This is a genomic window from Chryseobacterium hagamense (assembly GCF_007991455.1).
GTDB lineage: Bacteria > Bacteroidota > Bacteroidia > Flavobacteriales > Weeksellaceae > Chryseobacterium > Chryseobacterium hagamense.
Window position 1 is genome coordinate 1 of record NZ_BJYJ01000028.1, and the last position, 19,662, is coordinate 19,662.

21 protein-coding genes are annotated in these 19,662 nt (G+C 41.3%); 9 read left to right on the forward strand and 12 right to left on the reverse strand.

The genetic code is table 11. The features are described 5' to 3' along the window. Positions 1 to 448 precede the first annotated feature (448 nt). Complete coding sequence (locus CHA01nite_RS17075; protein WP_146943591.1) at positions 449 to 1,489, forward strand: L,D-transpeptidase; 1,041 nt, start codon at positions 449 to 451, stop codon at positions 1,487 to 1,489. On the opposite strand, the gene CHA01nite_RS17080 is transcribed toward CHA01nite_RS17075, so the two are convergent. From CHA01nite_RS17080 to CHA01nite_RS17090, 3 genes are all read right to left on the reverse strand, one after another. Beyond that, entirely contained in the window at positions 1,486 to 2,013 is a 528-nt protein-coding gene (locus CHA01nite_RS17080) for a hypothetical protein (RefSeq protein ID WP_146943593.1), read from the reverse strand. The two genes, CHA01nite_RS17075 and CHA01nite_RS17080, sit on opposite strands and share 4 nt — an antisense overlap. A 1-nt stretch (position 2,014) precedes the next feature. After that, positions 2,015 to 3,340 carry a PDZ domain-containing protein gene (locus CHA01nite_RS17085; protein ID WP_146943595.1) on the reverse strand — a complete coding sequence of 442 codons (1,326 nt, stop codon included), beginning with the start codon at positions 3,338 to 3,340 and terminating at the stop codon, positions 2,015 to 2,017. A gap of 109 nt (positions 3,341 to 3,449) precedes the next feature. Next, the gene (locus CHA01nite_RS17090; protein WP_146943597.1) at positions 3,450 to 4,088 is read right to left on the reverse strand and encodes an alpha/beta hydrolase; all 639 of its coding nucleotides are present in this window, start codon (positions 4,086 to 4,088) and stop codon (positions 3,450 to 3,452) included. Positions 4,089 to 4,331: 243 nt separating this feature from the next. Between CHA01nite_RS17090 and CHA01nite_RS17095 the strand changes: the two genes are divergently transcribed. Then, complete coding sequence (locus CHA01nite_RS17095; RefSeq protein ID WP_146943599.1) at positions 4,332 to 4,784, forward strand: hypothetical protein; 453 nt, start codon at positions 4,332 to 4,334, stop codon at positions 4,782 to 4,784. Positions 4,785 to 4,902: 118 nt separating this feature from the next. Here the strand turns inward: CHA01nite_RS17095 and tyrS are convergent, their stop codons facing one another. Then, positions 4,903 to 6,198 carry a tyrosine--tRNA ligase gene (gene tyrS / locus CHA01nite_RS17100; protein ID WP_146943600.1) on the reverse strand — a complete coding sequence of 432 codons (1,296 nt, stop codon included), beginning with the start codon at positions 6,196 to 6,198 and terminating at the stop codon, positions 4,903 to 4,905. Between the two features lie 200 nt (positions 6,199 to 6,398). Between tyrS and CHA01nite_RS17105 the strand changes: the two genes are divergently transcribed. Beyond that, a complete protein-coding gene (locus tag CHA01nite_RS17105) occupies positions 6,399 to 6,959 on the forward strand; it encodes an RNA polymerase sigma factor (protein WP_146943602.1) in 561 nt (186 codons plus the stop codon). 85 nt (positions 6,960 to 7,044) lie between these two features. Here the strand turns inward: CHA01nite_RS17105 and CHA01nite_RS17110 are convergent, their stop codons facing one another. Then, positions 7,045 to 7,677: a hypothetical protein gene (locus tag CHA01nite_RS17110; protein ID WP_146943603.1), complete on the reverse strand. Its 633-nt coding sequence runs from the start codon at positions 7,675 to 7,677 to the stop codon at positions 7,045 to 7,047. Between the two features lie 108 nt (positions 7,678 to 7,785). Here CHA01nite_RS17110 and lipA point away from each other — a divergent pair, with 108 nt between their 5' ends. Then, positions 7,786 to 8,652 (forward strand): lipoyl synthase, encoded by an 867-nt coding sequence (gene lipA, locus CHA01nite_RS17115; RefSeq protein ID WP_146943604.1) that lies wholly within the window; start codon positions 7,786 to 7,788, stop codon positions 8,650 to 8,652. Between the two features lie 454 nt (positions 8,653 to 9,106). On the opposite strand, the gene CHA01nite_RS17120 is transcribed toward lipA, so the two are convergent. Further along, the gene (locus tag CHA01nite_RS17120; protein ID WP_146943606.1) at positions 9,107 to 9,964 is read right to left on the reverse strand and encodes an AraC family transcriptional regulator; all 858 of its coding nucleotides are present in this window, start codon (positions 9,962 to 9,964) and stop codon (positions 9,107 to 9,109) included. A gap of 138 nt (positions 9,965 to 10,102) precedes the next feature. Between CHA01nite_RS17120 and CHA01nite_RS17125 the strand changes: the two genes are divergently transcribed. Continuing rightward, positions 10,103 to 11,305 carry an MFS transporter gene (locus CHA01nite_RS17125; protein ID WP_174771837.1) on the forward strand — a complete coding sequence of 401 codons (1,203 nt, stop codon included), beginning with the start codon at positions 10,103 to 10,105 and terminating at the stop codon, positions 11,303 to 11,305. Positions 11,306 to 11,401: 96 nt separating this feature from the next. Here CHA01nite_RS17125 and CHA01nite_RS17130 read toward each other — a convergent pair whose 3' ends face one another. The 5 genes from CHA01nite_RS17130 to CHA01nite_RS17150 all read right to left on the reverse strand — a co-directional run bounded on the left by CHA01nite_RS17130 (position 11,402) and on the right by CHA01nite_RS17150 (position 14,212). Then, positions 11,402 to 11,782: a SpoIIAA family protein gene (locus tag CHA01nite_RS17130; RefSeq protein ID WP_146943607.1), complete on the reverse strand. Its 381-nt coding sequence runs from the start codon at positions 11,780 to 11,782 to the stop codon at positions 11,402 to 11,404. 227 nt (positions 11,783 to 12,009) lie between these two features. Next, complete coding sequence (locus CHA01nite_RS17135) at positions 12,010 to 12,684, reverse strand: SIMPL domain-containing protein (RefSeq protein WP_146943608.1); 675 nt, start codon at positions 12,682 to 12,684, stop codon at positions 12,010 to 12,012. A 130-nt stretch (positions 12,685 to 12,814) separates the two neighbouring features. Further along, on the reverse strand, positions 12,815 to 13,168 hold the full coding sequence (locus CHA01nite_RS17140) for a hypothetical protein (RefSeq protein ID WP_146943610.1): 354 nt from the start codon (positions 13,166 to 13,168) through the stop codon (positions 12,815 to 12,817). Between the two features lie 112 nt (positions 13,169 to 13,280). Next, positions 13,281 to 13,811: a hypothetical protein gene (locus tag CHA01nite_RS17145; protein WP_373869031.1), complete on the reverse strand. Its 531-nt coding sequence runs from the start codon at positions 13,809 to 13,811 to the stop codon at positions 13,281 to 13,283. Beyond that, positions 13,808 to 14,212 (reverse strand): hypothetical protein, encoded by a 405-nt coding sequence (locus tag CHA01nite_RS17150; RefSeq protein WP_146943614.1) that lies wholly within the window; start codon positions 14,210 to 14,212, stop codon positions 13,808 to 13,810. The genes CHA01nite_RS17145 and CHA01nite_RS17150 overlap by 4 nt, the downstream gene beginning before the upstream one ends. A gap of 44 nt (positions 14,213 to 14,256) precedes the next feature. Between CHA01nite_RS17150 and CHA01nite_RS17155 the strand changes: the two genes are divergently transcribed. The 3 genes from CHA01nite_RS17155 to CHA01nite_RS17165 all read left to right on the forward strand — a co-directional run bounded on the left by CHA01nite_RS17155 (position 14,257) and on the right by CHA01nite_RS17165 (position 17,468). Further along, complete coding sequence (locus CHA01nite_RS17155; protein WP_228458443.1) at positions 14,257 to 16,128, forward strand: tetratricopeptide repeat-containing sensor histidine kinase; 1,872 nt, start codon at positions 14,257 to 14,259, stop codon at positions 16,126 to 16,128. After that, on the forward strand, positions 16,125 to 16,859 hold the full coding sequence (locus CHA01nite_RS17160; protein ID WP_146943616.1) for a LytR/AlgR family response regulator transcription factor: 735 nt from the start codon (positions 16,125 to 16,127) through the stop codon (positions 16,857 to 16,859). Before CHA01nite_RS17155 ends, CHA01nite_RS17160 begins: the two co-directional genes overlap by 4 nt. A gap of 69 nt (positions 16,860 to 16,928) precedes the next feature. Further along, on the forward strand, positions 16,929 to 17,468 hold the full coding sequence (locus CHA01nite_RS17165) for a lipocalin family protein (RefSeq protein ID WP_146943618.1): 540 nt from the start codon (positions 16,929 to 16,931) through the stop codon (positions 17,466 to 17,468). 284 nt (positions 17,469 to 17,752) lie between these two features. On the opposite strand, the gene CHA01nite_RS17170 is transcribed toward CHA01nite_RS17165, so the two are convergent. Beyond that, complete coding sequence (locus tag CHA01nite_RS17170) at positions 17,753 to 18,229, reverse strand: DUF7832 domain-containing protein (RefSeq protein ID WP_146943620.1); 477 nt, start codon at positions 18,227 to 18,229, stop codon at positions 17,753 to 17,755. 112 nt (positions 18,230 to 18,341) lie between these two features. On the opposite strand from CHA01nite_RS17170, the gene CHA01nite_RS17175 reads away from it, so the two are divergent. Then, positions 18,342 to 19,592: a CinA family nicotinamide mononucleotide deamidase-related protein gene (locus tag CHA01nite_RS17175; RefSeq protein ID WP_146943622.1), complete on the forward strand. Its 1,251-nt coding sequence runs from the start codon at positions 18,342 to 18,344 to the stop codon at positions 19,590 to 19,592. Positions 19,593 to 19,662: the final 70 nt, after the last annotated feature.

Below are 19,662 nucleotides of genomic sequence, written 5' to 3' on the forward strand. Positions count from 1 at the left end.
GGATCATGCGCAAAAGTTGGGGACTAGGCAAAAAGTTTGGTCAATCTGAATAGGAAGAAAACCAGATGACGCACAAAAGCTAAGAACCAGATAAGGGATAATTAATTTTAATATTTGAGGTAGGATATAAAGAAGCTATGGTCAGTTGGGTTATAGAGATGGCTACAAAGCTTTTTAAATGTCAAATTTAAACCTGCTGAACTATTACTCTGATCCAATCCAGCAAGTTGGGGTTTGATTTTGAAATAATAAATTCTGACTTTTAATTAAAACATTTAAGAATAAATTATATCAGTTAACGCTTCTCAATCTTCTGAAAGCGGACAATGTATTTTAAACAAATTATTTCATTCCCGTATTTTTACGGTATTTTGCATATGCATTTTTTTAATCCGTTTTTAGGTCTGATATTTGTACTGAATTGGGGAAAATAATTTCGATCTTATTTATGAAAAACATATCTGTTAAAAAATCTTTTCTGTCTGTATTATGTGTAGCTTTCATGCTCCTTTCCTGTAAAAAAGAAATAGAAAAGATCGGCGACAAAACCAAGGATACTTCTTCTTCAGTACTTGATGAATCTGATGAAAAAAAAGACTCAGTAATTGCAAAAAAAGATTCGGTGATTCAAAAAGAATCGATGCCGCCTGCCATGCAGGAAGATGGTTTTTACAACGCTTTTATTTTTCCGAAAGACAAAAAAATGAAGGATTCGCTGTTTGCGGTGTTTAATAAAAAATATTCTGTTTCAGAACGGTATGCTATCCTGGCACTAAACCGTCTGGATTCCAAAAATAAATGGAATGCCGATACCCTGGTTGTTCCGGCAAAAATAGATACAACACTGATGGAATACGCACCGTTCCCGATGCAACTGGATGTGTTGAGCCCTGTAAAGAAATTCGTGGTGTTTTCCTACCCGATCCAGGCATTTGGGGTGTATTCAAACGGAACTCTGGTAAAATGGGGACCTACCAGCATGGGTAAAAAAAATGCCAAAACAAAAACCGGTCTTACCTTTGCCAACTGGAAAAAACAACTCGCCATCTCTACCGTAAGCAGCGAGTGGAAATTGCCTTATAACTTCAATATCTTTAATCTTGACGGAATCGGATGGCATCAGTATGACCTGCCGGGCTATCCTGCATCCCATTCCTGCCTGCGTTTGCTGATGAATGATGCCAAATGGCTTTATGGCTATGCGGATACCTGGGTGTTGAATCCGGGAGGCGCCACGACCAAAGCCAAAGGAACACCTGTATTGGTATTCGGTGACTATGGATGGGGGAAAAGAAAGCCGTGGAGAAGATTATTAAATGATCCGAATGCCAATAATGTTTCGGTAGAAGAAATGACCAGGATGATCCAGCCTAACATCGAAAAAATCCTTAAAGAACAGGATAACCGTGAAAGGGTAGTGGATTCTATAAAAGCGGCAAAAGCTGTCGTGGAACAAATGCCGCAGACTACCAAAACCGTAGCTCCCTAAGCATCCGCTTTTTCAAATGGTAAAGTTGATTCTTCAGCGAACTTCCTGAGCTTGCGCATTTCTTCTTTGCCCTTATGCTGGCCTAATCTGGCTGCAGCATAGGTTAGTAAAATGAAGCCGAGCATAATGAACGATGCGGTAAGTGCCCATGGATATTCCTGGCTCTTGATCTGTTTTTCCACATAATACATGGAAAAAAATACCATCCACAGAATAGAAAAGGAAAAATACAGAAACATAAAGAACGTCCACACAGCCGAACTGGGACCGAAAACACCACGTACGGAAGTTTTTTCGTCCTCAGTTTCAATCCTTAGGGAAAGTCTGGGCTTCCAGTAAGTTTCATATTCCGTTTCCACGCAGATGGTGGCCACCTCTCTGTTAATGTTTCCTGAAAATTCATCCCGGTGTTCCGAAAGGTACTTTTTAAGGTTTTCTGCGTATTCCTCCTTGGTAAGATTCGTAAACATGGTAAACCTCGGCCGGGTCCGGATTTTATCTAAGGTCGTTTCTTCTGTATTCATATTATTCCTGATAAGGTATTGGATCTTCCAGTGTAAACCGGAAAGTCATGGGTTTATTTTTTCTTTCAATATTTATTTCGATGGTTCTGCCTTCTCCGGATTTCATTATCTCCAGAATCTTCTGCAAAGTCATATCTGCAGTTTTCCTGCCATTGATGCTGATCAGGCGGTCTTCTTTCTGAAGCCCTGCTCTGGCACCCGGAGAATCTTTGCGGACACCTGCAACTGAAAACACCGGTTTCAGGACAAAATTATACTGCAGGCTGTTATTGATTATTTCTATGCCGCCGGAAGGCGCATTTTTGTTTCTAGCAGGCAAAGTCACTACATCTTTCGACCATTCCATGCCGTCCTGCCGGAAATCCAGTCCGCTCATGTTAAAATGAAAAGGATCATTGAAACCGGTGTTTTTTCTCAGATACATTTTCTGATTGGCATAATCAAAAGCAACGGTAAAACGCCGCATGATATCTCCCCCCAAGGAACCTTTCCGGTCTTCAACAAGATTGACGTGCTGTATCGAAAATTCGTCCGGCATCGCCGTAAGCGGTTTTTCAAAACTGAATTTACCCAGATATAAACGGTGGATCCGGCTTCTTTTACCGTAGACATCGCCATTAAATCCCCGCCCCAGATAATCGTCGATATTCGGACGGTTGTAGATAAAATCTTTCATAAGAACAGGGAAGAGCCATATCGGATCACTGTTGCCGAGATCAATCAGCAATTTGCAACGCCTTCGCTCGTTTGTCATTTCTACATCGGCGAATACATAGGGTTTGTTTTTCTCAATACTGATATCGATTTTATCAAATTTTTTGATTCTTTTTCTGAATAGATTTTCGTCATTATAGATCGTGATTTTCTTTGAAGAATAATCGATGACTACAGGATGATCTTTAAAAAAATGATAACCGATAATTCCGTTGACGGGAATTCCGACGTGAGACGAGATGTTAAAATCCTGGTCGACAATAATATAAATGGTCATTGAACGGTTTACAAAATTTTTCCCGATCCCCGCTACATTGTTATCCGAACGGAACCCTTCGATACTGGTGTTCCCACCCAATCCCGAAAATTTGATTTTTTCTACATTCGGAAGTTTCAATTCCTGATTTTCCAGACTGAAAATGGATGTTTCGGAAACCCCCGTATCCAGTAAAAAAGTTAAATCAACCCCATCAATGTTAACCGGAATAAAAATCAGGTTGGCAATGAGTTGAAAGGGAATAACTGTTTTTTGGGTATCATTCACTTCAAAGGAATTCTGGGCATTTATAAAAATGCAGCAGAATAACCCTATAAAAAGATACCTCAGTTTCATCTACTGAATTTAATCATTTTATCTTTATCCTAAATAAAAAACATTCCCCGTCTGAGGAATGTTCGTATATTTTTAATAAAATGGAAAATATAATGGATTTTCTGCAAACTTATCTTGAGAAGAATTCCATCAGATCCATGTAATTTTTCTGGTTTACGCCGTGGCCGCTCATATATTCTCTGAAGGTGAAGTAACAGCTGAGATCATACAGTAGATCTGCTGCTTTTCTTCCCCATTCCAAAGGAATTACAGCATCATCCGTCCCATGGGAAACAAAGAACCTCAGTCTTTCAAGCTTTTTCTTGTCCTTTACAATGTCCGTTAGCAGCTTTTCTTCGGGATAGCTGCTTAAACATGCGACAAGATTAAACATTTCAGGATATTTCAGGGCCAGTGCATAACATAGAATTCCTCCCTGGCTGAAACCGCAAAGGTGGGTTTTCCCCTGGGTAATGCCGTAATGGTTGACGATTTTTAAAATGTTTTCCATTACACTGTTAAGGGATTCGGTCGCTTGCGGAACGTCTACAAATTTTTCAGGATCGGTAAAGTTTATATCATACCAGGAAAAACCTTCAAACTGAGTCGCCCGCGGGGCACGGAAGCTGATAATGATCCAGTCTTCCGGAAGGGTTTCCCTGAAGCTGAAAAGGTCCTGTTCGTTGCTGCCGTAGCCGTGAAGCATAAAAAGAATGGTGGTATCGGGGGTGATATGTTCCGGTTCTCTTACGATGTAATCTAAATTCATGGGGCAAAGATAATTAATATTGCTGTATTTCAGATAAAGGTATAAAGATCGCACCAATCCGAAACTTATGACAAACTGTCTGAAACCAGAGGATTAGCCTTGCGGACATTTAAGTATACCTAGCCCTCTGAATATTTATTGAATCGATATTATTTGGAAATCTTTGTTGGAAATTTTACATAAAAGTTATTTTTATATTGATAAAAAACCTATATTTGAAACATTAAAAATCTATTTGGAGAAATGAAGCAATTTTACAAATCAAAAAGTTTACTAAGACTTTCTTTTTTATTCGCTGTACTATTTTCAGTAATTTTTGTGGTTAATTCCTGTAAGAAAGATGACGATGACGGATATACAGACCACATTATTCAGTTTGAAGCAAAAATAAATACCAAAGGCCCGAATCCTCCTGCAAACCCTCCGGTGGTAGGTGTTTTCAAAACCGTTGTAACGCAGATCGGAACAGGGCAGAGCACTACTTTCAATCCTACGGGAACTACATGGTCCAGCGGTGATATGTATGTAAGCTCCAGCCAGTCTCAGCTGAATTTGGCAGCCAACGCGACGCTTCCTTATTCTGATTCGGAACTTATCGTGACCATCTATGTGGACGGTGAGGTAGCCAAAACCCAGAAAGTCGTAGGAACAGGCGATAAAAGCGCAGCTGTTTTCTACAGTTTCCTGGAATTATAAGATCATTCACTTAAATCATATGAAGCCATCTGTACGGATGGCTTTTTTAATGCTGATTAAAAACTACGGGCGCAACATTTTTACGTCGCGCCCGTTTATATTTTCCGGAAAATCTGAATCAGATCACCTTTACAATAAAGTAACTTTTCTTCCCTTTCTGAAGCAGCAGGAATTTACCGTCAATCAGGTCCGTTTCGTTTGCGGTATATACCTCATTGATCTTCTGCTTGTTTACAGAGATTGAATTTCCTTTCAGTTCTCTGATGGCTTCGCTCTTAGATTTAAGAAATCCCGATTTTTCAGAAAGAAGATCAACGATATTCACGCCAAGAACATCAGTTTTTGCCACTTCTTTCTGAGGAACCCCATCGAAAACTTCCAGGAAGGTTTCTTCATCCAGGCTTACCAGGTCTTCAGCGGTCGATCTTCCGAAAAGGATTTCAGAAGCTTTCAGTGCTTTTTCATATTCTTCCCTGCCATGAACCCAAACCGTTACTTCCTCGGCCAGTTTTTTCTGAAGTTTTCTTTCGTGCGGAGCGGTTTTGTGCTCTTCGATCAGTGCTCCGATTTCTTCTTTGCCTAAGAAAGTATAGAATTTAATGAACCTTTCCGCATCATCATCCGTGGCATTCAGCCAGAACTGATAGAATTTATAAGCCGATGTCTTCTTTTTATCCAGCCAGTAATTTTCGCCGCTTTCCGATTTTCCGAATTTGGATCCGTCGGCTTTTGTGATCAGAGGCACCGTCAATGCAAAGGCTTCTCCCTGTGCTTTTCTCCGGATAAGTTCGGTACCTGTAGTAATATTGCCCCACTGGTCGGAACCTCCCATCTGAAGCTTTACGTTATTATTCTGATACAAATGTAAAAAATCGTATCCCTGGATCAGCTGATAGGTGAATTCCGTAAAGCTCATCCCGTCTGCTCCCGATTCCCCGGAAAATCTTTTCTTTACGGAATCTTTGGCCATCATATAATTAACTGTAATATTTTTTCCTACGTTTTTCGCAAAATCAAGAAAAGAAATATTCTTCATCCAGTCGTAATTGTTCACCAGTTCCGCTTTGTTCGGCTCGCTTCCCGAAAAATCCAGGAATCTTGAAAGCTGGCTTTTCAGGCAGTCCACATAATGAAGAAGAGTTGCTTCATCCAACAGGTTCCTTTCGGCAGATTTTCCCGAAGGGTCACCGATCATTCCGGTAGCACCGCCCACCAAGGCGATCGGCTTGTGGCCGTGCTGCTGGAAATGCGCCAGGATTTTGATCTGAATAAGACTCCCGATATGTAAAGAATCTGCAGTAGGATCAAAACCGATATAGGCTGTCGTCATTTCCTTATCCAGTTGTTCGTCCGTTCCGGGCATCATGTCGGCAAAAAGACCGCGCCATTTCAGTTCTTCAATAAAAGAGTTCATTATATTCTGCTTTAAAATTTAAGCTGCAAAGATAAGAAATTCAGTGGGAAATAGATTTAAAAAGCGGGATAAGAGATCATTCCTGAAACTCCGGTGATCAATCGGTATTTTCAGCCCGGAACTTTCGTTTCGGAATTTTCAGGTATGATCTTTAGATGGCCTCTTTGAGCATCCGTCAAAATCAGTTATATTTGTTAATAATGAACGACGAACAACTATTCCAGCTTATCGGTAAGGCGAAGGATAAAGACCAGAAGGCCCAGACCCGGCTCATCAACATCTTTTGGGTAGATGTTTTTTCTTTTGTGATGAAGAAGGTTCATGATGAAAATGATGCTGATGAAATCACGGTCAATGTGTTCTCGAAAGTTCTTTCCAAGCTGGATATGTATGATCCGCATTTCCAGTTTAAAACATGGGTGCTGACAATTGCCCAGAATACCATCATCGACTTCTGGAGAAAGAAATCCAGGGAAAACCAGGATCCGACCGAAAATCTTGATGAGGTAAAAAACCACTATGCAAAATCTCCTGAAGAGCTGATGATTTCTGAAGAAGAACAGAAAAAGATCATCAAAACCATTGAATCGCTGGATGCCAACTATCAGGCCATTATCAAGTTGCGGTTCTTTGAGGAAAAAAGCATCAGGGAAATTGCCGAAGAGCTGGGAATATCAGTCGCCAATACGAAAGTCCGGGTGATGCGTGCCAAAAAAGTATTGGCAGAGCTTCTGAAAAACAATGAATTTGACGATAACTAAACAATTATTTTTTTTAATAATAAAATTGACGATAAAAACCTGACGGGTTTAATTATTTACTCAGCATTTCTGATCAGTCGGTTAATCACAAATAAACTTTCTCTTTTGTTTTAGGCAGCAGAATTTCCCTGCGCTTTTCCTGGTTCCTGTTCTGAAGATTTATTTTCAATCCTTTTTTTATCAAGGTTTCTTTTTTGGATTTTCCGTATTCTTTGGTATTTTCCACTTCCTTTTCAAAATTCAGCTGGCCGGTGGATAAATTAAAATCAATATCCGTCCAGTATTCTTCCGGTTTTCCGCTGCCTGAGGAATAGCCGATCAGTTCAAAACGGCCGTTCCGGAACCGGTATTTATCGGTGTAGCCCCATTTCCAGCTGCTTCCTCCGGCCTGGGTAATCATCAGAATTCCTTTCTGAATTTCGGTGCTCTGATACGGATCACCCATCATTCCGCCGTCATTGCTTCTAAGGATGGCATTTCTGGACTTTTCCAGAATCGTCCATTTCCCGTTGACTTTTTTCAGGATCTGTATCTCACGGATGTTTCCGTATTCAGTTGTGTCTTTTGTATTGTAAATAATTACCTTTTCAGGAATTTGATCACCGTCCAGGTCACCATCAACCGTTTCAATAACAGCGGAACCTTTAGGCTGAAACTCTTTCTGGCCGAAAGAAAATGTACCGGATAAGATCAGCAGAAGGCAAAATATGTTTTTCATAAATCAGATTTAAAACTTAAAATTACGAAATTATGGGTTTCATCAATCCCGGTCTTTGATTGTTTCGATAAAAAAATCACTAACTTTGAGCCTCAATTTGAGAAATAAATGGAGAATTTAGTTCAGGATACAACCATTCAGAAACCAAAGTGGATCCGTGTAAAACTTCCTACCGGAAAGAATTACAGGGAACTTAGAACTTTGGTCGACAAATATAAATTAAACACCATCTGCCAGAGCGGAAGCTGTCCGAATATGGGCGAATGCTGGGGCGAAGGAACGGCGACGTTCATGATCTTAGGGAACATCTGTACGCGGAGCTGTGGATTTTGCGGCGTAAAAACCGGAAAACCCATGGATGTAAACTGGGACGAACCTGAAAAAGTGGCCCGTTCGATCAAATTAATGAAGATCAAACATGCCGTCTTAACGTCGGTAGACCGCGATGATCTGAAAGATATGGGTTCCATTCTTTGGGCGGAAACGGTAAATGCCGTGAGAAGGATTTCCCCTGGAACAACCATGGAAACCCTGATTCCGGATTTTCAGGGAATTACCAAACACATCGACCGGCTGGTGGATGTGGCTCCTGAAGTGATTTCCCACAATATGGAAACGGTAAAACGCCTGACCAGAGAAGTAAGGATTCAGGCCAAATACGAAAGAAGCCTTGACGTTTTAAGATATCTGAAAGAAGCAGGGCAGCGAAGAACCAAAACCGGCGTAATGCTCGGGTTGGGTGAAACGAAAGATGAGGTTTTCCAGACGATTGAAGATATCAGAAATGCAGACGTGGACATCATTACCTTAGGACAGTATCTGCAGCCTACTAAAAAACATCTTCCGGTGAAAAAATTCATTACCCCGGAAGAATTCGATGAGTTCGGGGATTTTGCCAGAAGCCTTGGGTTCAGGCATGTGGAAAGTTCACCGCTGGTAAGAAGTTCCTATCACGCAGAAAAACATATTCATTAAAATACAGTCGCTTCAGTTTTGAAGCGATTTTTTTGTTTTAAGCAAAAGATTTACGCAGATTTTCCATAGGATTGGGTGGCTTCGGATACAGTCAATCATCGGTTGCCGTCGTTTAAAACCTGAGTATAATTTACAACTGCAAAATTCAACATAGCGTTTGTCATTCCGAATGGAATCTAAGCATAGTATTAGCAATAAGCAGGAAGGGTTTACGGTTGTATTTATATGGATGACTAAAAAATCTCCCACAAATCTGCGGATTTCACAGATAACGATGTGGCTTCGGCTTCGCGCATCCACCGAACCGTAGTTAAGTCATTGTATAAATGAGAATCTCTGATTTTCTTTCTTCTGTGCTCTAAAAATATGCGCAATAATTTAATCTGAAATCTTATGTGACTCATGTGTCAACAATTTTTTGTGGCTTTTGTGGTTAAAATTTTTACGTTTAAATTCAAGGATGCGCTATTTTGCTTAAATGTTTTTTCTTAAACGCTGAAGGCGTCTCACCAATGTATTTTTTAAACAGTTTATTAAAATAAGAGAGGCTTTCAAAACCCACCTGAAAGCAGACTTCGGTAATCCCTGAATTCTGGAGCAGCAGCAGTTTGGCCTGGTTGATCCGGTAATTGTTTACGAAATCGGTAAACGTCATATTGGTCTGCTTCTTGAAATAACGGCAGAACGCAGGGGTGCTGAGGTTTACATTCCCGGCGATGACATTCACATTGGGAGCTTTATCGTAGTTTTCATGGATGTAATCATAGATCGTTCCCATCCGGATCTTATCGTTCAGGAACCATTTGATCCGGGTGTCTTCCGTATTCAGTTCCTTCACCTCATCGGATTGGGCCAGGATCTGTAAAATTTCAATCAGCCCCATAAAAGAAGCGAAAGTATTTTCATCTTTCATCCGCTGCAGCTTTTCCACCACCCGATGCTTGGTTTCCCCTGAAAACGACAGGCCGAGGTAGGAACGGTCCAGTAATTTTTTGATCCTGTCAAATTCAGGAACGGAAAAGATAAAGTCCTGAATGAAATTTTCCCGCATCTGCAGCACCAATTGCTTACATTCCGTCTGGATCTTGTAATCAAAATTGAGGTGAGGCACATTGGATCCGATCAGCAGCAGATCGCTGTCTTTGAAATCTGAGATATTCTTTCCCACATGACGGATGCCGTTGCTCGCTTCTACGTAAACCAGTTCCGTTTCCGGATGATAATGCCAGAAAAAGCAGTTTTTAAGCGACGGGGAAAACAGCTTGAACGATTTGCCTTCTTCAAACTCAATAATCTCCTTCTGGATTTTCATTAGGTTCTCTTTTGATTAATAATTAATTTAAATTTAATTAAAATTGTTAATACAGAACAAATTTACATCATTTCCGTTAAAGTATAACCGGTAAATTCTGTCGACTTTTGCACTTTGAAATAGTTAAAAGGCAATACAATGAAGATTGATAAAAGAATCATCCCGCTGGCCGTCGGCGGACTGGGGATCGGGACTACCGAATTTACCATTATGGGGCTGCTTCCCGATATGGCAAGAAGCCTGGGGATTAGCATTCCCGAGGCAGGGCACCTGATTTCGGCTTATGCTTTCGGGGTCGTGGTGGGCGCACCGCTGCTGATCGGTTATTCGGTAAAGTTTCCACCGAAGAAGGTGCTGATCGCCCTCATGATCATTTTTACCATATTCAATGCTTTATCGGCTGTTGCACCGGATTACACGACCATGATGATCATCCGATTTCTTTCGGGGCTTCCGCATGGTGCATTTTTCGGAGTAGGAACGGTGGTGGCTACCAGAATGGCGGCCAAAGGCAAGGAGGCATTTTACATTTCCCTGATGTTTACCGGGCTTACCATTGCCAACCTCGCGATGGTTCCTTTGGTAACCTATATCGGACATACCTTCCACTGGCGATGGTATTTCGCGATCGTTTCGGTAATCGGACTGCTGGCCCTGCTGTTTTTAAAGCTTTGGCTTCCGGTACTGGAAACCAATCAGGACACCCGTTTTACGGAAGAAATAAAATTTCTTAAAAGAAAACAGGCCTGGCTGGTGCTGATGATTACAGCCATCGGGTTCGGTGGTCTTTTTACTTGGTTCAGCTACATCACGCCGCTGATGACGATCGTTTCGGGGATTGAAGAAAGCCGGATGGCTTATGTGATGATCCTGGCCGGAGCGGGAATGGTGGTGGGAAACCTGGTCGGCGGTTATTTGTCAGACAGGCTTAACCCTGAAAAAACCTGTGTCCTGCTGATGACTCTGATGATGGTCTCACTGGCCGGGGTATTCTTCTTTTCGGAATATACCGTTGTCTCTTTGGTACTCACCTTTATCTGCGGGGCTCTATCCATGTCGGTAGCGGCACCGATCAACATCATGATGATGAAGGCGGCACCAAAAAGTGAGATGATGGCTGCAGCCTTTATGCAGGCCGCCTTCAACTGTGCCAATGCGATGGGCGCGTTCTTAGGAGGGATTCCGCTGCAGAAAGGGTATGCCTATAATTATCCGTCCCTGGTCGGAGTAGGAATGACACTTATCGGACTGGTCATTGCTTTCCGGTACAAGCAGCTGTATGCTTCACAGAAATTAAATAAAGGCGAATTAGCTGCCGGATGCGTTTCGTGTGATCAATAGATAAAATAAAGGCTGTTCCGTACGGGAGCAGCCTTTTAATCTACCAAAAAAGACTGCCTAAAAAGACAGTCCTCAATTGTTTTTATAATAAGCTGTTTACGCTTCTACTTCATTCCCGTTTTTACACCAGTACAAAGCATTGTAAAGGTTTCCTTTTGGGAAGGACTTGAATTCTCCCGGCATGACCACACTGAAAATATCAGTGAAATTCTGTACTCCTTCTTTGTCTGTCACAATGGCGGCTCTGTTCCACTGGGTCAAATTTTTCAGTCCTAAAATAGCATCCTGCAGCCAGGCGCCCATGGTAAATTTGTCCAGGTCCGTATCAAGATACAATAGATAATTCAGCTCATTGTACTCATTCACCTTTTTCTGTACATGGGGAAGTACAAAGTTTTCAAAATCTTCTCTTGTTACATCTCCCGTTGCGCTGAAAGCAGCAACATTTTCCGGAGCTTCTGAAATAATCGTTATCATATCGTATATTTGTTAGGTGGTTCAGTTGAAGGTTAACAAAAAGTGAACCAATAATTAAATTTTCGTGGTACCACAGATGAATTATTTATTTTATTTAAAAAATTCTGATGTATCATCTGTAATTTGTTTTTTTTAAAGATGAAAAAACCCGTGACGGTTAAATCACGGGCTGCACACTTAAAATATAGATACCTGATGAAGGAACGTAGGCCCTTTATCAATTGTTTCTAAAGGATTTCATATTTTGTTTTGATGCTGTATTTCAGCTTGATGTTATCAATATTGTCAAACGAATAGTCTACATTGGCATCGGCAGCTTCCAGCTGAACATTGGCTACTTTACTCCTGTAAGCCATCGGAAGCACAGTGTCGCTGGTATAATCTTCCATCTCTACAATTTCAAGGGGATTTCCCGTTTTTTTACCCATACTTTCCAGCAGGTAGTCGGCTTTTTCTTTAGCTGCTTTCAAAGCATTCACTTTTACCGTTTTTCTGAAATCGGCGATTTTGGTATTCTTAATTTCGCTGATGTTGATGCTGGTAACCCATTTCTGGTTCAGGCTTTCAAACAGATTTCCCATATTCGCCTTTTTCGTTACTTTAAACTCAAGGCTTTTGGTAAAGATCTTGGTTTTGGAATAAATGTTCTGGTACATCGATTTGAATTTGATGTCTTCGTTTTTCACTCCGTTGTTCTTTAAAATCTCGAACAGCTGTTTTTCATTATCGGCAAGCTGGTTTTTATTATCGCCTTTAATTCCGATGTTGAAGATAATCTCATCCGGTTCCACCTCCATTTCGGCAACGCCTGTTACTTCAATAAAATTCTTTTTAATCTCCTGCGCATTGATCAGACTTCCGAATACTAAAAATCCGATCAGTAAAAAATGTCTCCATTTCATAATTTCCTGTTTTTAATTTTAAATTTCTATAGTAAAATTACAAAGAATAAAAACGGAATCCCATGGAACTGGGTGAAAAGCGGATTTCACTTGGTGAATGGCAGGAAATAAGAAATCCTGCTGACTGTGTTTACCGGTTTGTTAGAATAATTGATTTTCCGCTCCTGGTAACGAGTTTTTTAGCGTCCGGAAAAAGCTTTGTCCTGATGATCAGTTCATCATTATTTTCGGAGATGTGGTAGGTATCGGAGGACAGGAAGGCATCACTGATGTAATGTCCGAACAACCGCGTAGAACCTGACCGGTCCACCGAGTAAAAATCGACTTTATACTGGTGGATGCCCGTCTGGTAATATTTATAGATAATCTTTTCGTTAAGGTCGCTGGAAATAATCTTCGTTTCCATAAAATCGCTCTGTTCCAGGAAAGAACAGTTTTGCAGGAATAGAGTACATAAGCCCAGAAAGTAAAAAGCTTTTTTCATAATCATGCTTGGTTTTAAACAAATATACTCAATGCTAAATGATTGACTGTTAACGGAATTTCAATTAATATTAAGGTTTTGATACGAAAAATAAAGCTTTTGATAACATCCCTTAAAATAACCTGAACCGTTTTTTTTCTTTCTCGAATGAATGTTGTTCCGCTACTTTTCCTGTGCCCGGATTCCTTCTGATATTTAATTTAATCTCATACATCACCTGAATAACGGGTTCATGAATAACCGGACCAATAACAAAATCGAATTCTTTGTCCAGGACCGGCTGGTAATAGGAAGTGACGGACTTGGCGGCCTGACTGACACTGGAAAACTTCGCCAGAGCCAGTGAAGAACTGTTATAGGCTTCGTAGGTCCGGTACATTTCCGTAGGCAGGGTAACCTTGAAGCCGTCGCTCACATTTTTTTCTGCTTTCCCGAAATTTTCACCCAGCAGGTTTTGAAGATTTTCTATTTTTTCCTGTAATGCCAGGGTTGCTTTACGGATCAGCTCTTTTCTGATGCTTTCCATGTTACCGGCAAAATAATCGACGCGTACGAGATCATAAATTTCGTTTTTGGATAAAATGGAGATGAAATCGTTCAGTTGCGAAGGATCGGTAAATTTAATATGGATGTTTTTCTTCAGCTCAAATCCTGCGGGTACTTCGTTGTAGGTCTTTTTACTCGACGTTTTTCTTGGTAAACGGGCACAAACGAAATCATGTCTACGTAAGTTTCGACTCCTTTCCGTGTTTTAATGTGTTCCAGCGAACTGGTAATGCGGCGGTCGATCAGGTCATTCACTTCTTCGGCGCTTTCTGCAACCTGGGTAATGCTGAAGATCGCAACGTATTCTTCCGCTTTTACATTGGCCAGACCTTTTACGCTGATGATGCTTTCGTTAACGGTCTGTGCAATAACGGGATCTGCGACATTGATATTATTTTCGGAATACTGCATCCGGTTTCTGTAATTGATATTGCCTGAAACCTGCGGGAAAGACAATTGAAAGCACAAAACCGAAATTAACGGTAAAAAATTTTTCATGATCATTAAATTTAAAATTCTGCCGTAAAATTAATTTCGGAATCATGGATAAAAACGGCAGACTTGGTGGGTATCCGTTTTCACTTGGTGAACCGTTTCCCGTAAATCCCAGATATGTCTATCTTTGTTTTATGAAAATGCTCCGACTTTTTACCGTTTTCTTTTCAGTGGCTTTTGGAAATATGGCTTATTCCCAGAGCGGTAATGTTGTGGGGGAGGTACGGATGCAGACCAAAAAACTGGAAAAGGCGGTCGATACCAAAGATGAATCTGCACAGGCCGATTCCTATTACAACATCGGTGAAACCTTCTTCAAGGACGGAAACTTCCGTAAGAGTGAAGAATATTATACAAAGGCTAAAACCATTTATGAAAAATTGGACGACCGGCCCAACATCGAAAAAACAAGTCGTAAACTGGCGCAATCCCAGGAAAAACAGAATAGGATCACCCCGGCCATCAGCAATTACAGCAGGGCGGCAGAAGTCAGTTCGCCTAAAAGCCGGGTTCTCAATTCCAATGATGCGACCCGGCTCTCCGTCAGTTCTCCCGAAGCAAAGGAAGAAGCCATCCGGAGCAACATCCGGCTGAACGAAAAGGAAAAAGACAACGGTGCACTGGCAACGAGCTACAGCCAGATGGCGGATGTTAACATTCAGCAGAATGACATTCCGAAAGCAGAAGCCAATCTGACCAGTGCTTATCAGATATCCAAGAAGGAAGCGCCGCAGCAGGCTTTGGAAATCAACCGGAAACTGACAGATTTCTATGTAGACCACAGGAAGTTTGACAAGGCCATTGAAGCAAAAAAGAAAGTGTTAGAAGAAAATTTCGTAAAGGAAAACTCTAAAAAGGAAGTCGAGCAGATCCGGGAACTGGCAGATATTTACATTAAGAAAAATAATCCGGAAGAAGCCATCGCCCTGTTGAAAAAGTCGTACGGCATCGCCCTTGAAAAAGGCCATACCCTGGACGCGCAGAAGAGCGTAAGGAAACTCGACAGCCTATACGGGATTTCCGGAAATACGGATGCTTCGGTAAGGCTTTACCGTGATTTCCTGGGAAATCTTCCTGAGCTCGTGGGCAAAGATAAAAGCCTGGTCGATGAAAAAGTACTGGAAGATACCGAACAGCGGATTACCCAGCTCGAAAAAGAAAAAGAGCTGAAGGATGAACTGATCCGTAAAAAGAATATTTTCAATTACGGATTGATGGCCGCATTGGCTATTTTAACAGCCTTAAGCATTTTCATTTTCAGAACCCTGAAAAAAGTTCAGGTAAAAAATAAAAAGATTGCCTTGCAATCGCTGCGCCGTGAGATGAATCCGCATTTTATTTTCAACAGCTTAAATTCGGTAAACCATTTTATTGCGACGAATAACGAACTGGAAGCCAACCAGTATCTCACCAGATTTTCAAAGCTGATGCGCGGCGTGATGGAAAATTCCACGGAAGATTTCATCCCGTTTCAGCAGGAGCTGGACCTTCTGCAGAATTACCTGGCGCTGGAAAAAACACGCTTCGCCGATAAATTCGATTATCAAATTGAAGTGGATGAAAGCCTGAATACGCAAAGCCTGAACGTTCCCGGAATGCTTGTACAGCCCTTCCTCGAAAATGCCATCTGGCACGGACTCCGGTACCGGACCGACAAAGGATTTCTTTCCCTGCGTTTTGAAAAGGAAAACCAACAGCTGAAAATCAAAGTGGAAGACAACGGCATCGGCATCGAAGAAAGCAAAAAACAGAAAACGGAACACCAGAAAGCCCGTAAAGGGCGGGGCATGAAAAATACCGTGGAACGAATATCGCTGTTAAATGATCTATATAATCAGGAAATAGAGTGTAAGATCACGGATAAGAAAAATGCACAGGGCGTTGCTGTGGAAATCACCTATAAATTGATGAACAAATGAAAATAAAAGCCGTAATCGTAGACGATGAACTGATGGCCAGAGAGGTTCTGAGAAGCTATCTCACCAAATACTGCCCGCAGGTCGAAATTTTAGGGGAAGCGGAGAACATTAGACAGGCTGTTCCTTTGATTACCGATAAACAACCGCAGCTTGTTTTCCTGGATGTCGAAATGCCCTTCGGGAATGCCTTTGATGTGCTTGAAGCCACCAAAGACTTTTCCTATGAAACCATTTTCATTACGGCTTTTTCACAGTACTCCCTGCAGGCCCTGAACAAATCGGCAAGCTACTATATCCTGAAGCCCATCGATATTCAGGAGCTTATTGTAGCCGTAAACAAAGCGGCAGAAAGCATTGAGAGCAAGGAAGAGCTCAACCGGAATAAGATATTGCTCGAAAATTTAAAATTAAAACCGGAGAAACAACAGTTGATCCTTCCTACCTTACAGGGTTTTGACGTCGTAAAGACAGAAGACATCATCAGGCTACAGGCGGATGGCAATTTTACCCAGGTGTATCTTACGGACGGTTCCAGAAAAATGGTCTGCCGTTTCCTGAAACATTTCGACGATCTGCTTGAAGCGCCATTCGTAAGGGTTCACCGTTCACACATCATCAATACGCGTTTTGTAAAATCTTACCATAAAAGCGGAACTGTAACCCTTTCCGACGATACCGAGATCGAGGTCTCCGGCAGTTTCAAGGATACTTTCTTTAGAGTTTTTTCTTAAAGCGGAAAAACAGGAAATCTTTCAGGCACCATTTTTGAAGAATTCAGGATACCACAAAAATATTCTGTTATGAAAATGCTGAAGAAAATCGCGATTCCCGTTTCACTGGGAATTTTAGGACTGATGATTTTAAACTCCTGTTCCGTAGGAATTCCTAAAGGTGCCACAGCCGTTCAGAATTTCAAACCCGATCAGTATCTGGGTAAATGGTATGAAATAGCCCGTTTCGATTTTAAATTCGAGAAAAATATGGATAACACAACGGCCACTTATTCCAGAAATTCTGACGGCACCATTAAAGTCGATAACAGAGGCTACAATTATGTGAAAAAAGAATGGAAAGAATCTGTCGGCGAGGCCCGTTTCGTAAACAGTGAAAATGAAGCCCGTTTGAAAGTTTCTTTCTTTAAACCGATCTGGGCCGGCTATAATGTCGTTGATATCGATGATAATTACCGGTACGCATTAATTATGGGAAACAATTTAAAATACCTGTGGATCCTTTCCCGGACCAAAGAAATTCCCGAAAGTATTAAGCAGAGGTTTTTGGCAAAAGCCAAAAGTATCGGCTACAATACGGATCAACTGATCTGGGTGAAGCATGACTGAGTGATGAGGTAATTATCAGAAAATTGTCATGTCATAAAAATCATTCCTAATCTGAGATTATGTTATGATATAAAGATTATTATAAACTCTGTTATTCCGTAGGAGTCCGGATGCGAATCCTTCCATGCAGCTGATAACATTATATGTAAATTACTACGGAATGAAAAAAGCGGGTCATCAAAGAAAATCTCAGATTTTCTGTCTTATGTGCTCTAAAATATTTTCAAAGCTGAAATCCTGAAATCTTATGTTTCTTATGTGTTAAAATATTTAAAGGTTAACTGTCAGTTTAAACCTTTATACTCTTTCCATTCCTCAAAACGGTGATCGATTACCTGCTTCATCAGATCATAGTTTTCATAGGTATCTTCAATATGATAGAAGGTTTCATATTCGTAATCATTCTCTTCGGCTTTCGTATCAAAGAGGTTGACGTAATCGTCTGCAAATGAACTGAACCGGTTTCCGAAATCCGTTTCGTCCTTGTAATAATCCTGCGCAAAGGCATTTCCCATCGGATTTAGATCGGATTCAGAAAATTTTCCGTCCATACAGTCCATCACAAATTCAGCGCCCGTTATTTCACGGCGTTTGATTTTTCCGATTTCCTCCTCAGCATCTTCCTTCAGATCTTCGGAAATCAGGCCTTTACTGATACACCAGTTCAGGAACATTCCCGTGTGGGTAGCCCCATTGTTTTCAGAAAGTCCTTCGGGGAAATCTCCGCCATAATGCCATGAAGCATCGTCATATTTAGCCATACTTTATCATCGTTTTTAACAATATCCGTCAAAAATAGAAAAAATCAATTTATATTGCCCGGCAATCATAAATTTCCGTCATTTGTGCAGAAATTTTTTCGACTTATATTATATGAAAAATGCTGTTCTGATCACTATCGGTGATGAAATCCTTTCGGGGAACACGGTAGACACCAATTCCAATTTTATTGCAAACGAACTTAAAAACATCGGGATAAAAGTTTCACAGATCTTTACGATCTGCGACGAAATTGAAACCATCAAAGAAACCATACAGACTGCCTTCAGAACCGGCGACGTGATCATCACTACCGGCGGACTGGGACCGACCCGCGACGATAAAACCAAAAAGGCCATTGCCGAATTTTTCAATGATGAGCTTGCCCTGGATGAGGCCACCTTCAATCATCTGAAAGCCTACATGGAAAAGCGCGGCCGCCTGGAAATACTGGAAAGGAACCGGGAGCAGGCTTTCGTACCTGCAAAATCCAGGGTCTTTCAGAACCACTTCGGTACGGCACCTTGTACGATGATGGAAGAGAACGGGAAACTGCTGTTCAGTCTTCCGGGGGTTCCTTATGAAGTGAAACCGCTGATCAAAGACCAGATCATTCCTTATCTTCAGGAGAAATTCAGTCTGAATTATATTTCAACAAGGATTGTTTCCGTAGTCGGTATTCCCGAAAGTATCCTGGCGGATACCATCGAAAGCTGGGAACTGGCATTGCCTGAGAATCTGGCCCTTTCTTACCTGCCGGTAGGAACCCGGGTTAAACTGCGGTTAACGGCAACCGGCAATAATGAAGCAATCCTGCAGCAGCAACTGGAAGAGGAGATCCATAAGCTCTTGCCTTTAATCAAAGATAACGTCATTGCCACTTCCGAAGATAAAATAGAAAAGATCCTTGCCGAAATTTTAACGGAAAGAAAACTTACCCTCTCTACGGCAGAAAGCTGTACCGGAGGAGAGCTGGCTAAAATGATCATTTCGGTTCCCGGAAGTTCTGCCTATTTTCTTGGCGGAATTGTTCCGTATGCCACCGAAAAGAAGATTGATATCCTCAAAGTAAAAAGAGAAACGGTGGAGGCATATACGGTAGTCAGTGAACAGGTAGCTGCGGAAATGGCGGCGGGTTGTCAGGAATTATTCGGCACCGATATTTCACTGTCCTCTACTGGTGTAGCGGGACCCGGAAAAGGAGAGGACGGCAATGAGGTGGGAACGGTTTTCTATACCGTACGGATCCATGAGCAGGAAGTAACTTCCAGATTATACATGCCTCACCTGGAAAGACAGGATTTCATGCATTTTGTTTCGCAGAAGATAATTCAGGATTTGATAGGAATTCTTGTTAATAACTGAATGTAACGTTTAATTTTAATAATTTTTTAATTAAATACAAGCTGATATTTCACGACTTTTGTAATCCAAA

Coding starts and splice junctions, on each gene's coding strand:
- CHA01nite_RS17075 (WP_146943591.1), top strand. CDS start 449: ATGAAAAACATATCTGTTAAAAAATCTTTTCTGTCTGTATTATGTGTA.
- CHA01nite_RS17080 (WP_146943593.1), bottom strand. CDS start 2,013: ATGAATACAGAAGAAACGACCTTAGATAAAATCCGGACCCGGCCGAGG.
- CHA01nite_RS17085 (WP_146943595.1), bottom strand. CDS start 3,340: ATGAAACTGAGGTATCTTTTTATAGGGTTATTCTGCTGCATTTTTATA.
- CHA01nite_RS17090 (WP_146943597.1), bottom strand. CDS start 4,088: ATGAATTTAGATTACATCGTAAGAGAACCGGAACATATCACCCCCGAT.
- CHA01nite_RS17095 (WP_146943599.1), top strand. CDS start 4,332: ATGAAGCAATTTTACAAATCAAAAAGTTTACTAAGACTTTCTTTTTTA.
- tyrS (WP_146943600.1), bottom strand. CDS start 6,198: ATGAACTCTTTTATTGAAGAACTGAAATGGCGCGGTCTTTTTGCCGAC.
- CHA01nite_RS17105 (WP_146943602.1), top strand. CDS start 6,399: ATGAACGACGAACAACTATTCCAGCTTATCGGTAAGGCGAAGGATAAA.
- CHA01nite_RS17110 (WP_146943603.1), bottom strand. CDS start 7,677: ATGAAAAACATATTTTGCCTTCTGCTGATCTTATCCGGTACATTTTCT.
- lipA (WP_146943604.1), top strand. CDS start 7,786: ATGGAGAATTTAGTTCAGGATACAACCATTCAGAAACCAAAGTGGATC.
- CHA01nite_RS17120 (WP_146943606.1), bottom strand. CDS start 9,964: ATGAAAATCCAGAAGGAGATTATTGAGTTTGAAGAAGGCAAATCGTTC.
- CHA01nite_RS17125 (WP_174771837.1), top strand. CDS start 10,103: ATGAAGATTGATAAAAGAATCATCCCGCTGGCCGTCGGCGGACTGGGG.
- CHA01nite_RS17130 (WP_146943607.1), bottom strand. CDS start 11,782: ATGATAACGATTATTTCAGAAGCTCCGGAAAATGTTGCTGCTTTCAGC.
- CHA01nite_RS17135 (WP_146943608.1), bottom strand. CDS start 12,684: ATGAAATGGAGACATTTTTTACTGATCGGATTTTTAGTATTCGGAAGT.
- CHA01nite_RS17140 (WP_146943610.1), bottom strand. CDS start 13,168: ATGAAAAAAGCTTTTTACTTTCTGGGCTTATGTACTCTATTCCTGCAA.
- CHA01nite_RS17150 (WP_146943614.1), bottom strand. CDS start 14,212: ATGAAAAATTTTTTACCGTTAATTTCGGTTTTGTGCTTTCAATTGTCT.
- CHA01nite_RS17155 (WP_228458443.1), top strand. CDS start 14,257: ATGGATAAAAACGGCAGACTTGGTGGGTATCCGTTTTCACTTGGTGAA.
- CHA01nite_RS17160 (WP_146943616.1), top strand. CDS start 16,125: ATGAAAATAAAAGCCGTAATCGTAGACGATGAACTGATGGCCAGAGAG.
- CHA01nite_RS17165 (WP_146943618.1), top strand. CDS start 16,929: ATGAAAATGCTGAAGAAAATCGCGATTCCCGTTTCACTGGGAATTTTA.
- CHA01nite_RS17170 (WP_146943620.1), bottom strand. CDS start 18,229: ATGGCTAAATATGACGATGCTTCATGGCATTATGGCGGAGATTTCCCC.
- CHA01nite_RS17175 (WP_146943622.1), top strand. CDS start 18,342: ATGAAAAATGCTGTTCTGATCACTATCGGTGATGAAATCCTTTCGGGG.